The sequence below is a fragment of the Mesorhizobium kamtschaticum genome (assembly GCF_056174585.1).
In genome coordinates this window covers 4785045-4798536 of the sequence record NZ_CM149691.1, presented here as the reverse complement: position 1 = coordinate 4798536, position 13492 = coordinate 4785045, and the positions used below count along the sequence as shown (strand labels likewise).

Annotated in this window: 11 protein-coding genes; 2 read left to right on the top strand and 9 right to left on the bottom strand. The window is 62.6% G+C overall.

What is annotated here, in order from left to right; translation table 11 throughout:
• Positions 1–104: 104 nt before the first annotated feature.
• The 7 genes from AC0V7N_RS23680 to AC0V7N_RS23650 are packed head-to-tail and all read right to left on the bottom strand — an operon-like array spanning position 105 to position 8207.
• Positions 105–1085, bottom strand: a complete 981-nt coding sequence (locus AC0V7N_RS23680; protein ID WP_475450751.1) for an ABC transporter ATP-binding protein — start codon at positions 1083–1085, stop codon at positions 105–107.
• Positions 1086–1093: 8 nt separating this feature from the next.
• Positions 1094–2053 (bottom strand): ABC transporter ATP-binding protein, encoded by a 960-nt coding sequence (locus AC0V7N_RS23675; RefSeq protein ID WP_475450750.1) that lies wholly within the window; start codon positions 2051–2053, stop codon positions 1094–1096.
• A complete protein-coding gene (locus AC0V7N_RS23670) occupies positions 2050–3021 on the bottom strand; it encodes an ABC transporter permease (RefSeq protein ID WP_475450749.1) in 972 nt (323 codons plus the stop codon). Before AC0V7N_RS23670 ends, AC0V7N_RS23675 begins: the two co-directional genes overlap by 4 nt.
• Positions 3021–4037 carry an ABC transporter permease subunit gene (locus AC0V7N_RS23665; RefSeq protein ID WP_496627293.1) on the bottom strand — a complete coding sequence of 339 codons (1017 nt, stop codon included), beginning with the start codon at positions 4035–4037 and terminating at the stop codon, positions 3021–3023. Before AC0V7N_RS23665 ends, AC0V7N_RS23670 begins: the two co-directional genes overlap by 1 nt.
• Before the next feature lie 22 nt (positions 4038–4059).
• Positions 4060–5721: an ABC transporter substrate-binding protein gene (locus tag AC0V7N_RS23660; RefSeq protein WP_475450746.1), complete on the bottom strand. Its 1662-nt coding sequence runs from the start codon at positions 5719–5721 to the stop codon at positions 4060–4062.
• 20 nt (positions 5722–5741) lie between these two features.
• The gene (locus AC0V7N_RS23655; RefSeq protein WP_475450745.1) at positions 5742–6644 is read right to left on the bottom strand and encodes a proline iminopeptidase-family hydrolase; all 903 of its coding nucleotides are present in this window, start codon (positions 6642–6644) and stop codon (positions 5742–5744) included.
• Between the two features lie 54 nt (positions 6645–6698).
• Complete coding sequence (locus AC0V7N_RS23650; RefSeq protein ID WP_475450744.1) at positions 6699–8207, bottom strand: leucyl aminopeptidase; 1509 nt, start codon at positions 8205–8207, stop codon at positions 6699–6701.
• Positions 8208–8467: 260 nt separating this feature from the next.
• Between AC0V7N_RS23650 and AC0V7N_RS23645 the strand changes: the two genes are divergently transcribed.
• Both AC0V7N_RS23645 and AC0V7N_RS23640 read left to right on the top strand, forming a co-directional pair.
• Positions 8468–9370 (top strand): LysR substrate-binding domain-containing protein, encoded by a 903-nt coding sequence (locus tag AC0V7N_RS23645; protein ID WP_475450743.1) that lies wholly within the window; start codon positions 8468–8470, stop codon positions 9368–9370.
• A gap of 209 nt (positions 9371–9579) precedes the next feature.
• Positions 9580–11037 carry an NCS1 family nucleobase:cation symporter-1 gene (locus AC0V7N_RS23640; protein ID WP_475450742.1) on the top strand — a complete coding sequence of 486 codons (1458 nt, stop codon included), beginning with the start codon at positions 9580–9582 and terminating at the stop codon, positions 11035–11037.
• 81 nt (positions 11038–11118) lie between these two features.
• On the opposite strand, the gene AC0V7N_RS23635 is transcribed toward AC0V7N_RS23640, so the two are convergent.
• Together AC0V7N_RS23635 and pyrG are read right to left on the bottom strand one after the other, a co-directional pair.
• On the bottom strand, positions 11119–11673 hold the full coding sequence (locus AC0V7N_RS23635; RefSeq protein ID WP_475450741.1) for a DUF1697 domain-containing protein: 555 nt from the start codon (positions 11671–11673) through the stop codon (positions 11119–11121).
• A gap of 83 nt (positions 11674–11756) precedes the next feature.
• Positions 11757–13394, bottom strand: coding sequence for a CTP synthase (gene pyrG, locus AC0V7N_RS23630; protein ID WP_475450740.1), 1638 nt, complete (start codon positions 13392–13394; stop codon positions 11757–11759).
• Between the last annotated feature and the right edge of the window lie 98 nt (positions 13395–13492).

Here is a 13492-nt window from a genome sequence, read left to right as displayed (position 1 = left end):
AACCCAATTAAACGCGCTGTCTGGCGGTTGGTTCCACGCAGAAAACAGAATCTTTCAAAAATCTTTTGGCCGACTTCCGTCGTCGATCCACCGATGGATGCCGGCTAAACCGTCGGGAAGTGGCAGGCCACTTTGCGGCCGGGTCGATACTCCCTCAGTTCCGGTCGCTCGGTGCGGCATCGCTCAACCGCGATCGGGCATCGGGGGTGGAAACGGCAACCGGATGGCGGATTGAGCGGGCTCGGCACGTCGCCGGTCAGGATGATGCGCTTGCGCGTCCCGCTGGGCGTCGTCTCGACGACAGGAACCGCCGAGATCAGCGCCTGGCTGTAAGGATGGGCCGGTGTCGCAAACACCTTTTCGGCCGGCCCTTCCTCGACAATCGAGCCAAGATACATGACCGCGATGCGGGTCGAGACCTGACGCACCACGGAGAGGTCGTGGGCGATGAAGATGTAGGTGAGGTTCAGCTTCTCCTGCAGATCGGCGAGCAGGTTGACGATCTGCGCCTGCACCGACACGTCGAGCGCGGAGACCGGTTCGTCCAATACGACCAGATCCGGGTTGAGAGCAATCGCCCGCGCGATGCCGACGCGCTGGCGTTGCCCGCCGGAGAATTCATGGGGATAGCGCATGACATGGTCCGGCTGCAGTCCGACAAGGTCGAACAGTTCCGCGACGCGCGCGGAAATCTCGCGGGACGAAAGCTTGCCATGGATGCGCAACGGCTCGGCCACGAGATCGCCGACGCGGCGGCGCGGATTGAGCGAGGCCGATGGGTCCTGGAAGACCATTTGCAGGCGCCGCCGCAGCGGCCTGAGTTCCGACAGCGACTTCGAGGTGATGTCGTCGCCTTCGAACAGGAGTTGACCGTCTGATATCTCGTAGAGCCTCACCAGGCAGCGCGCCAGCGTGGACTTGCCGCATCCGGATTCGCCGACCAGCCCGACTGTCTCGCCGCGTCGCACGGTCAGTGAAACATTGTCGACGGCATGGACGGTCCGCTTGCCTTCGGCGGAAAAACGGCTGCCGATCGAAAAACGCTTTCCCAGCGAACGCGTCTCGAGGATTGGGCTGTCGGTCATCGGTCCGCTCATGCCTGTGCCACCCGGAAGCACGCCGCGGCATGGGTGCCGATGCCAAGGTTGGGCTTGCCGGTCACGCAGGGCTCGTATTGAACCGGACAACGCGGACCGAAGGCACAGCCTTGGGGCAAGCGCAGCAGCGATGGCGGCGAGCCGGGAATGGCCGGCAGGCGGCGCGGCTTTTCGCCGGTCAGCGGCGGGATCGAACCGAGCAGCGCACGCGTATACGGGTGCCGCGGATCGGAGAAAAGTTCCATGCGGCTGCCGCGCTCCACCACGCGGCCGGCATACATGACCATGACCCGGTCGGCGAGCTCGGAAACCACGCCCATATCATGCGTGATGAAGACCACCGCCGATTTGTGCGTCGCGCGCAGCTTGCGCACCAGGTCGAGAATGCCGGCCTGCACCGTGACGTCGAGCGCGGTGGTCGGCTCGTCCGCAACCAGCAGCGCCGGATTGCACGACAGAGCCATTGCGATCACCGCGCGCTGCCGCATGCCGCCCGAAAGCTGGTGCGGGTAGCGTGACATCGCCTCGTGCGGGTTTGGAAAATTCACCTCGGCCAAGAGTTCTTCGACGCGCTCCATCGCCTTGGCTTTGCTGATGCTGCGATGCGCGCGGATCTGTTCGGCGATCTGCCAGCCGATCGTGTAGACCGGCGTCAGCGCGGTCATCGGATCCTGGAAGATCATGGCGATCTCGTTGCCGCGCAGGCGCCTCAGTTCGCGCGGCGGCAGTCCGACGAGTTCGCGGCCTTTGTAGCGGATCGAGCCTTCGATGACCGCGTTTGGATCGGTGATGAGGCCCATGACGGCCAGCAACGACACCGTCTTGCCGGAACCGGATTCGCCGACGACACCGAGGATCTCGCTTTCCTCGAGGTCGAAGGAAACTTCATCGATGGCCCGCACCATGCCGTCATTGGTGCGGAAGGATACTTTGAGGTCGCGCACCGACAGTATCATGATGTCCTCAGGCGCGGATCGAGAAGGATGTAGACGAAATCGACGACCGCATTGGCGACCACCACGAACATGGACGCGTACATCACCGTCGCCATGATCATCGGCAGATCGAGGTTCTGCAGCGCGTCATAAGTGAGCTTGCCGATGCCGTTCAGCCCGAACACCACCTCGGTCAGCAGCGCGGAGCCGCCCACCAGCGCGCCGAAGTCGAGACCGAACAGAGTGACGAAGGCGATCAGCGACGTGCGCAAGGCATGGCGCAGCAGGATGCGGGTCTCCGACAGGCCTTTGGCCCGGGCGGTGCGGATGAAGTCTTCCTGCAGCGATTCGATGATCGCCGCGCGCAACACGCGTCCATAGATGCCGATATAGAGAATGGCCAGCGTGATCCACGGAATGACCAGGGTCAGGAACCAGCCTTTGGGATCGTCGGAGAAATTCTTGTAGCCGAGCGGCGGCACCCAGGAGAACGCCCAGCTGTCGTGGTAGCGGCTCTGGGTGATCAGGTTCATCACCTCGCCCAGCCAGTAGACCGGCATGGAAATGCCGAGCAGCCCCAGCGCCATCAGCAGCTTGTCCAGCCAGCTGCCGCGGGTGGCGGCGGCAACGATGCCGATGATGATGGAGACAACCACCCACAGGATCGCCGCCCCGAACACCAGCGAGAGCGTGACGGGAATGGAATCCATGACCGCCGGCACCACCTTCCAGCCTCGATTGACGAAGGAGGTCAGGTCGCCGGTGACGAAGATCTTCTCCATCATCTTCACATATTGCACGTAGAGTGGCCGGTCGAAGCCAAAACTGTGGCGCACCGCTTCCAGCACTTCGGGAGATGCATTGCGGCCGGCGATGCGCGCCGCCGGGTCGGCGCCCGGAGTCGCGAAGAAGATCAGGAAGACGATGACCGAGATGCCGAACATGACGAACAGCATCTGACCGAACCGGCGCAGGATGGCGTAAAACATCAGTTGCGCCCCAGCCGAACCTTGGAGCGCGGATCGAGCGCGTCGCGCAGGCCGTCGCCGAAGACATTGAGCGCCATGACGGAAACCGCGATTGCCAGGCCAGGCACCAGCGCCACCAGCGGTCTTGTGTAAAGCAGCGCCTGCCCGTCCTGGATGATGGTGCCCCAGCTCGCGGCCGGCGGCTGCACGCCGATCGACAGGAAAGAAAGTGCGGATTCCGTCAGCATGTTCAGCGCCATCATCAGTGGCACGAAGACGATGAGCGTGGTGGTGATGTTGGGCAGGATATCGCGCCACAGGATGCGCCACCCGGGTACACCCAGGTTAATAGCGGCGAACACGAACTCGCTGTGGCGCAGCGACAGCACCTGCCCGCGTATCGGCCGCGCCACATAGGGCACGTAGACGATGCCGATGATGATGACCGGCAGCCACAGGCTGCCGGACTTGATCTCGATCGGCCCGATCCTGATGCCTTGCGCGATGGTAACGATGGAAAGCGAAATCGCCAGCAGATAGATCGGAAACGCCCATAGGACATCCAGCAAGCGCGACAGCACGGTATCGGTGATGCCGCCGAAATAACCGGCGATCAGCCCCGCCGCCGTGCCGATGAGCAGGGTGAAGATGGTGGCTGCCCCGGAGATCAACAGCGAGCTCAACCCGCCATAGAGCATCCTGGCCATGACATCGCGCCCCTGGCTGTCGGCGCCAAGGAAGTAATTGCCGAGCCGCCATGTCGGACCGAGCGGCGTGTAGCCAAGCCCAAGCCCCTCGGTGGACTGCTCCATCACCGGAACGTCGGCGCCGTCGATCTGGATGACGGCGTCGAGTGTCGAGGCGAATGGATCCACGCCGGCCCATTTCGCGTAGAGAGGCGCACTGAGGCAGGCAAGCACGATGAGGAGGAACACGGCCAGGGATGCCATGGCAGCCCTGTCCGTTGCCAGCTTCGCAAACGCGACGGCCCAGGGCCCTCGCGTCTTGCGCGGCATGGCGACAGCTTGGTTCGACACGGACGTGTCCCTCCGCAGCTCGTTACTGCACCCAGGACTGGGTGATCATCCAGTTGAACTGCCGGTTGAACTTGAAATTGCCAACCCGTTTGCTGACGAAGTCAAGCCGCTTCGGCGTGAAGAGGCCGACGGCCGGCGCCTTGTCCGTGACCTGCCTGTCGATCTCGGCCCACATCTTGTCGGCGGCTTTCTGGTCGGTGACGCCGAGGTCCAGCGCCTTTTGCATCTTGGCGTCGGTGTCCTTGTCGCAGAAACCGGCGATGTTGATCGAGGCATCCGAACCTTCCCGGAAGGAGGCGCAGCTGAACAGGATGTTCAGGAAGTCGGACGCCGCAGGATAGTCCTTGTACCACTGGGTGACCGACATCTGCACCTTGTTGTTGGTGTTCTGGATGTAGGTGAACTGGATGTTGGACGAGATCGGCTTGACGTCGGCGACATAGCCGATGGTGGTCAGCACGCTCTGCAGATAGACGCCGATCGACCGCGAAATGGCGGTATCCTCGACGATGATCGTCACCTTCTGGCCCTTGGTGCCCGATTCCTCGACGAGCTGCTTGGCCTTGTCCAGATCCGGCGCCGACCATTTTTCACCGGGGTTCTTGGAGAAGGGGCAATAGTCTTCATGGCCGGGGAAGTCCGGCGGCAGGACCTGGCAGACCGGCGAAGCCAGCACCTTGCCGCCGAACAGCTTGACCAGCGTGCTGCGGTCGATCGCATAGGCCACGGCCTGACGCGCCTTTTCGTTGTCGAACGGAGCAAGGCGGTTGTTCAGCGGCGCGTACCACCATGCCGAAAGCGGCGAGATGTGCAGCTGATCCACGGACTTGCTGCCAAGTTCGCCCAGGCGGTCGCTTGGCAGCGCGTCGAACATCCAGTCCGCTTCGCCGTTCTGGATCGCGGTGACGGCTGCTTCCTCGGACAGGCCGAAATCATATTGTACGACATCCGGGTAACCGTCCGGCTGCGCGTCCTCGCTCCACTGCTTGAAGTTCGGGTTGCGCGACACCGTCATGCCCTTGTTGGGGTCGAAGGCGGAGATCATGTAGGCGCCGGTGCTGGGGATGGGCTTGGAGCCCATGTCTTCCGCGGGCGTATCCGCCGGCAGCACCACGGCATGCGGCAAGGCAAGCTTGTAGAGGATCTCTGCGTCAGGCTTGGTGAGATTGAGGGTGATGGTGCTTGCGGCTTCGTCGCCGACAACGCCGCCATCCAGCGTGCAGCTCTTGGTGTCGGCCAGGCATTTGTCGGCACCGACGATGCCGGCATAGAAGGTGCCGGAGGTCGGTCCGGAAACCTTGAAGATGCGCTGGAAGGAGGCGACGACGTCCTTCACGCCAAGATCCTGGCCGCTGGAGAACTTGATGCCCTTGCGCAGCTTGAAGGTGAAGGTCTTGCCGTCATTGCTGACTTGCGGCAGCGCCTCGGCAAGATCGGGGACGATGGTGAAGCCGTCCATGCCCTCAGCCTTGCGGAAGGCCACCATGCCGTCATAGATCGGCTGGTACATCTGCCAGCCCTGGTCGGTGTAGTTGATGTGCGGATCGAGCGTTCCCGCCGCCGAGCGGGCTAGAAGACGGATGGTGCCGCCTCGGTGCTCCTTGAGGTATTCGGCCTGTGCCGGAGCCAGCCATGTGCCGGCCAGCAATGCCGCGGCTGACGCCGCAAAAAGCAGTTTCTTCATGTCTTTATTCCCCTTTTTTCTCAGTTGTCGTTGTCGTCCAGGAAGTCTCCCACCACCCCCATGCACGCCTCTTGCTCCTCGACATGCGGCATGTGGCTGGAATGCTCGAATATCTCCCAGTGCGATCCTTTGATGCCGTCCTTGAACGGCTGCACGGTCGCTGGCGTGGCCTCGTCATAGCGACCTGATATGATCAGTGTCGGAACATCGATGGCCGGCAGGCGCTCGACGATGCTCCAGTTCTTCAGGGTTCCGATGACGTGGAACTCGTTCGGCCCGTTCATCAGATGATAGACCGTCGGATTGCGTGCGATCTGGGCGAAGGTCTCCGTCACTTCGGGCGGGAAAGGCACGCGGCAGACATGCCGTTCGTAGAACCGCATCGTCGCTTCCTGGTAGGCCGGATCGTCCGTCGTGCCGGCCTGCTCGTGGCGGGTCAGTGCCTCCTGCACATCTCCAGGCAGGTCGGCGCGCAACCGGTTGGCTTCTTCGACCCACAGCTTCATGGAAGCCGGCGAGTTGGCGATGGTCAGCGACTTCAGGCCTTTCGGCCGCGTGACCCCATATTCGGCGCCCAGCATGCCGCCCCAGCTTTGGCCGAGCACATGGAAGCCCGCGCGGATGCCGAGATGGTCGACAAGGTTTTCAAGCTCGTCGCTGAAGAGTTTGGGAGTCCAGAAATCGGCGCCCTTCTCGGGCAGCAAAGTGGAATTGCCGCATCCCAGTTGATCGTAGTGGATGACGGCGCGGCCCCGTCGGGCGAGCAGTTTGTAGGCATCGACGTAGTTGTGGGCGGCGCCCGGCCCGCCATGCAGGATCACCACAGGAGCCTTGTCGCCACCGAGTTCGCCGCTGACCCGATACCAGGTCTCGTAGCCGCCGAAGGTGGCCCGCCCCTCCCTGCCAATGATCTCAGACGACATCCCGATTTCCCATCCCGTTTAAATGCATCGCGTTGTTGTTCTCACAGCAGGCGCCTAGTTCACTCTGGCCTGCACCCACTCTTCCAGCATCTGCACGCCGAAGGCCGTGGCGCCTTGCCTGCCGAGCGGCCGATCGGCGTCGGCCAGCTCCTTGCTGGCGATGTCGAGATGCACCCAGGGGCGGTCTTCGGTGAAATGGCGCAGGAACGCCGCCGCATAGGGCGCGTCGCCATCCTCCATGTCCTTGGCATGGTGCCGCAGGTCCGCGAACGGTGACTGCAACCCCTCATCGTAGGCTCGGTCGAGCGGCAGTCGCCAGAACCGCTCGCCGACCGTTTCGCCGGCCGCGATCATCTGCGATGCGATGGTATCGTCGGTGCTGAACAGGCCGGCGAATATCGATCCGAGGCCGCGCGTCACCGAATAGGTCAGCGTCGCCAGATCGACGATCACCGACGGGTTGAAGCGCGTGGCCGCATAATGCAGGCAGTCGGCCAGCAGCAGCCGTCCTTCCGCATCCGTGTCGAACACTTCCACGGTCTGTCCCGAGGCGGTCGTGATGATGTCGCGCGGCTTGAGCGCGGTACCCGACGGCATGTTCTCGGCAATACCGAGAACGCCGACGGCGTGTACCGGGCTGCCTTGCCGGGCGAGCGCGATCAGCAGGCCGACCACCGCCGCCGCACCGCCCATATCGGCCTTCATGTCGAACATCTGCTCGCCGCGCTTGATGCAGAGGCCGCCCGAATCGAAACAGACACCCTTGCCGACGAAGGCAAGTGGCTGGGCCGGAGCACCCTTGCCGCGATAGCGCAGGACAGCGACGCGTGGCGGCCGCACCGAGCCGGCACCAACCGCCAGCAGCGCGTTCATGCCGAGCTCCTTCAGCTGCGCGGCATCGAGCATTTCGATGTCGATGCCGGCTTCGCGCAGCGGCTCCAGATGATCGTGGAAATTGTCTGGATGGAGATGGTTCGGCGGCAAATTGACCAGAGTGCGCGCATATTCGACGCCGTCCGCAATGGCATTGATCCGCGCCAGCGCCGGGGCCAGCTCCGCGCCGGCTGCCCCGATCAGTTGCACGCGCAAGGTCCGATCCGAGCCGGCGCCCTGGCGTCGGTTGCGCATGTCGAAACGATAGCGCCGCAGCCGCATGCCCAGCGCGACGCGGGCCAGGATTTCGGCTGCGGGCAGGTCGATACCGGCGATTGGGTCGAGGACAAGCGTGGCCGCGCATTCGCACTTGCCTTCCAGATGCGCGGCAAGCAAACCGCCGGCGCGCGCCAGTGACAGGGCGTTTACGGCTTCGGCTTTGCCCAGGGCCAGGACGATCACGCGCCGAGCCGACACGGCCTGCGGAGCTATAAGATCGATGCAGGCGCCGGATTCGGCCAAGACGGCCGGATCGGAGCAGGCACGGGACAGAATTCCGCCCATTTCAGCGTCCAGTGCCGCTGCCCGGCGGCCAAAGCCTGTCTGGGCAGTTTGCAAGATCACGACGACAGAGGTTTCCGCGGAAATCTCGTCCGCCGCTTCAAAGACCGGCACTGGTGATTGAGGCATAGACTGGCATTCTCCCATTTGCTGATGACCCCGGCCTCGGCGCAGCGTGGATCATGCGCAAAGCTTCGCCTGCCACCGGCAGGACCGGTGAAGCCGGTCACGCCGTTGGTGGAATGGTGCAGAAGTTCCCGGATAGTCGTTTTCTTGAGGCGACTTAGTTCCTCTTGCCTCTTGGGTATCCCCGAACAGGGCGAGCGATCAAACGCCAATTTTGCCCAAGTCGATTGACAAAAACTCAATCGACAATTCATGATCAGCCAATGGCCCTACCCTCACTCAACGGCATGCGCGCTTTCGAGGCCGCCGCACGTCTCGGCAGCGTCAAGGATGCAGCCGAGGAATTGCACCTGACGCCCTCTGCCATCAGCCGCCACATCCGTGCGCTTGAAAGAAATCTCGGCCAGGATCTGTTCGAGCGCGGCTTTCGCCAGATAACGCCGACCATCCGGGGCTCTTACTATGCGCGCAGCCTCTCCGAAGCGTTCGAGGCGATCTGGCGCGCCACCGACGATGTCAGCCTCGCCGATGGCCCGAGCCACAGCAGGACCCAACGTGTCCGGGTCTTGTGCGTGCCGGCCGTTCTGAACCTTTGGCTGGCGGACCGGCTGCCGAACTTTCGCAAGCTGCATCCGGCCGTGGAACTGGAGATCTCGACATCGGGCAAGCGCGCCAACTTCGATTTGGCCATTGTCGACGAGTTCGTCTACAAGGCCGGCCCCGCCTTGACGCTGCTGATCCCGCTGGTCCTGACGCCGGTCTGTGCGCCCGCGCTACTCGAAGGGCCGGTGCCGCTGCGATCGCCCGCCGATCTGGTCAATCATCACCTGATCCATGAATGCGAGAGCATGAGATGGAAGCGTTGGCTGGAGCAGGAAGGCGTTCTGGACACGACGCCGAAATCCAGCACGACGCTGGACGACTGCACGCTGATCATGCGCGAGGCGATCAATGGCGCCGGAATAGCGCTTGCCGACACGATGATGGCACAGGATTTTCTGCAGCAAGGCAAACTTGTCGCGCCGTTTGACGCCCGCCACACCTATCCGGCAGGCATCTACCTGCACCAGCGCCGCAGCATCGGCAACAAGCCGGGCACCGGCCTGTTTCAGGATTGGCTGTTGTCGGAAGTCGAGGACCACAAGCGGGTGATGGCTATAGCCTAGACGGAGTCGCCGCCACCGAAACTCGAATCACCTAACCGGCGGCATTCAACAGCGGCCCACCATTGCGCCCCCTCGATAATCGCGGTTCGCATTGAATATCTTTAAGCCCAAAGCCGGCAAATGGATTGCTTGTCGGTTCCCCAGCGTCAGGCCTAACCTGCACGGCCATCGCGTGGGGGCGCGCGGCCAATCAAGGGGAGGACATTGCAGTGACCATAGAAGGCGCATCGCCTGATCTGTACAACGAGGATCTCGCTCCGGCCAAGGTTCGAAACTGGGGACCGTTTTCGATCTTCAACGTCTGGACGTCGGACGTCCACAGCCTGTGGGGCTACTATCTCGCCGCCAGCCTGTTTCTGTTCTGCGGTGGTTTCGTCAACTTCATCATCGCCATCGGCATCGGCTCGCTGATCATCTACGCGCTGATGAACATGGTCGGCTATGCCGGCGTGAAGACCGGCGTGCCCTACCCCGTGCTCGCTCGCGCTTCCTTCGGCATCTGGGGCGCCAACATACCGGCTCTGGTGCGCGCCATCGTCGCCTGCTTCTGGTATGGCGCACAGACGGCCGCCGCCTCCGGCGCCATCGTCGCGCTGCTGATCCGCTCGCAATGGTTCGCCGATTTCAACGCCAACACGCATTTCCTCGGCCATTCCGGCCTGGAGGTGATCTGCTTCGTCGTCATCTGGGCGCTGCAACTGCTGATCATCCAGCGCGGCATGGAGACGGTGCGCCGCTTCCAGGATTGGGCGGGACCCGCGGTGTGGGTGATGATGCTGCTCCTGGCCATCTATCTCTGCGTCAAATCCGGGACCTTCGCCTTCACCAGCGACATTCCGATGGATGTGCTCCTGGAGAAGACCAAGGATGCCGGCGTGCCGGGCACGCCGGGCTCGTGGACCGCGCTGTTTGCGGTGGCCGCGATCTGGGTGACCTATTTCTCGGCGCTCTATCTCAACTTCTGTGATTTCGCCCGCTATGCGCCCGACCAGGCGTCGTTGCGCAAAGGCAACATCTGGGGCCTGCCGGTCAACCTCATCCTGTTCTCGCTGGTCGCCGGCGTCACCACCATTGCCGCCTATGATGTCTACCACGAGGTGCTGCTGCACCCCGACCAGATCTCGGCCAAATTCGACAGCTGGTTCCTGGCGGCGCTCGCTGCCTTGACCTTCGCGGTTGCCACGCTGGGCATCAATGTCGTCGCCAACTTCGTCTCGCCGGCCTTCGATTTTTCCAACGTCTTCCCGCGTCAGATCGACTTCAAGAAGGGTGGCTATATCGCCGCCGTGATCGCGCTGCTGCTCTACCCCTTCGCGCCGTGGGATGGCGGCGCCGCGCATTTCGTCAACATCATCGGCGCGACGATGGGGCCGATCTTCGGCGTCATGATGGTCGACTACTACCTGATCCGCAAAAGCGAAGTCGACGTCGAGGCGCTCTATCGCGAAGACGGCGAGTTCCGCTTCCAGGGCGGTTGGCACGTCAATGCCTTCATCGCCGCCGGCATTGGTGCCGTCTTCTCGTCGATCCTGCCCAACTTCACCAACTGGCTGCCTGAGTGGTGGGGCGTCTATGGCTGGTTCTTCGGCGTCGCCATTGCCGGCATCATCTACTACGTGCTGCGCACCGCCGCCGTGGGTGCTGGCGCCAGGACGGCGAAGGCCTAAACAAGGGAATAAGGCAGTAGGGCAGTAAGTGAGTAGGGAAATAGGAGCCCTACTGCCCTACTGCCCTACTGCCCTACTGCCCTACTGCCCTACTGCCCTACTGCCAACCATCGCAGCCAACTTGCGAACCGTGTTCCAGTTGCGCGCGGTACCGATGCCGAGACGCTTGTGGTTCATCGCCGCGAGTAGCCGTGAACTCGGCCTCTCGCGCGAAAAGACGACCCAGATGTCGCCATCGACTGAAAACGCCTTTTCATCCTCAGCGGCATAGGCCTGGAGCGCGGCGACGGCATCGGCGAGCGCAGGGTTACGCATCACCCTTACGGCCACCTGGTCGCCTGCTGCGGCTGAGTCAGCTGGGAATGGATTGCCGGCGGCAAGCTTAAGCCAGCCCTCGGCAGTGCGCACGATGATGTCGACATGGCGGCCGAAGGTTTTTTCGAAGGCCGCTTCCAGCCGCTGTTCCAGTTTCGCGATGTCGGTCACCCGCGCCTCGAAAACCAGGTTGCCCGTCGCCACCAGCGTGCGGACATTCCTGAGGCCAAGGCCTTCCGCCATCGCCTTGAGGTCCGACATGACGACCCGGCGCCCCTCGCCCAGGATGATGCTGTAGAGGAGCGCGACATAGGTCTGCATGAGAGGCCTCGCCTGAGCAATTCCAGGAAAAGTGTGAAACGGTTTTCCGTCCGGAATTGCGTCAAAACAAAAGGGTAGAGTACCTAGACCAGGCGCGACTGCTCCACCGCCGCCTCGATGAAGCTGGCGAACAGCGGATGCGGATCGAGCGGCCGGCTCTTCAGCTCGGGGTGATACTGCACGCCGATGAACCAGGGATGGTCGGGATATTCGACCGTTTCCGGCAGCACGCCGTCTGGCGACATGCCGGCAAACACCAGGCCGCAATCCTCGAGCCGCTCCTTGTAATCGATATTGACCTCATAGCGGTGGCGGTGGCGCTCGGAAATCTGGGTGTCGCCATAGATGTCGGCGATCTTCGAGCCCTTGGCGAGCTCGGCCTGATAGGCGCCGAGCCGCATCGTGCCGCCGAGATCGCCGGTCTCGCGGCGTTTCTCCAGCATGTTGCCTTTCAGCCATTCCGTCATCAGCCCGACGACCGGCTCGTTGGTTGGGCCGAACTCGCTCGAAGAGGCGTGCTCGACGCCGGCCAGCGACCGCGCCGCCTCGATGCAGGCCATCTGCATGCCGAAGCAAATGCCGAAATACGGCACCTTGCGCTCACGCGCGAACTTCGCCGCCAGGATCTTGCCTTCGGAGCCACGTTCGCCAAAGCCGCCGGGAACCAGGATGCCATGCACCTTTTCCAGCCATGGCGTCGGATCTTCCTTTTCGAAGATCTCCGATTCGATCCAGTCGAGCTTGACCTTCACGTGGTTGGCCAGCCCGCCATGCGAAAGCGCCTCGATCAGCGATTTGTAGGCATCCTTGAGGCCGGTATATTTGCCGACGATGGCGATGGTCACCTCGCCTTCTGGATTGTGGATGCGGTCGGAGACCTTCTGCCAGGGCTCCATGCGCGGCTTCGGCGCCGGATCGATGCCGAAGGCGGCAAGCACTTCCGAATCAAGCCCTTCCTTGTGGTAGGCCATCGGCACGTCGTAGATGTGCGGCACGTCGAGCGCCTGGATGACGGCACTTTCCCGGACATTGCAGAACAGCGACAGTTTGCGGCGCTCTTCCTTGGGAATGGCGCGGTCGGCACGGACCAGCAGGATATCGGGCGCGATGCCGATGCCGCGCAGTTCCTTGACCGAATGCTGAGTCGGCTTGGTCTTCAGTTCGCCCGCCGTCGGGATGTAGGGCATCAAGGTCAGATGCACATAGACGGCATTGTTGCGCGGCAGATCATTGCCGAGCTGGCGGATCGCCTCGAGGAACGGCATCGCCTCGATGTCGCCCACCGTGCCGCCGATCTCGCACAGCACGAAATCATAGTCGTCATTGCCGTTGAGGACGAAATTCTTGATCTCGTCGGTGACGTGCGGGATGACCTGCACGGTGGCGCCGAGATAGTCGCCGCGCCGCTCGCGTTCGATGATGTTCTTGTAGATGCGGCCGGTGGTGATGTTGTCCTGCTGGTTGGCCGAGCGGCCGGTGAAGCGCTCGTAATGGCCAAGATCGAGATCGGTTTCGGCACCGTCATCGGTGACGAACACCTCGCCATGCTGGTACGGCGACATCGTGCCGGGATCGACATTGAGGTAAGGGTCGAGTTTTTTGATGCGTGCGCGATAGCCTCGCGCCTGCAGGAGAGCCCCAAGGGCCGCTGCGGCAATGCCTTTTCCAAGTGAGGAAACCACGCCGCCTGTGATGAATACATATCGCGCCATGGGAGTCATCGCTTAACGCGGCCGGATTGATTCCGCCAGAGAAAAAACCACCGCGAAGGCTTTTTCCCAAGAAGGCGCTTGGACCAGGATCCCGAAAAGTGGAATCC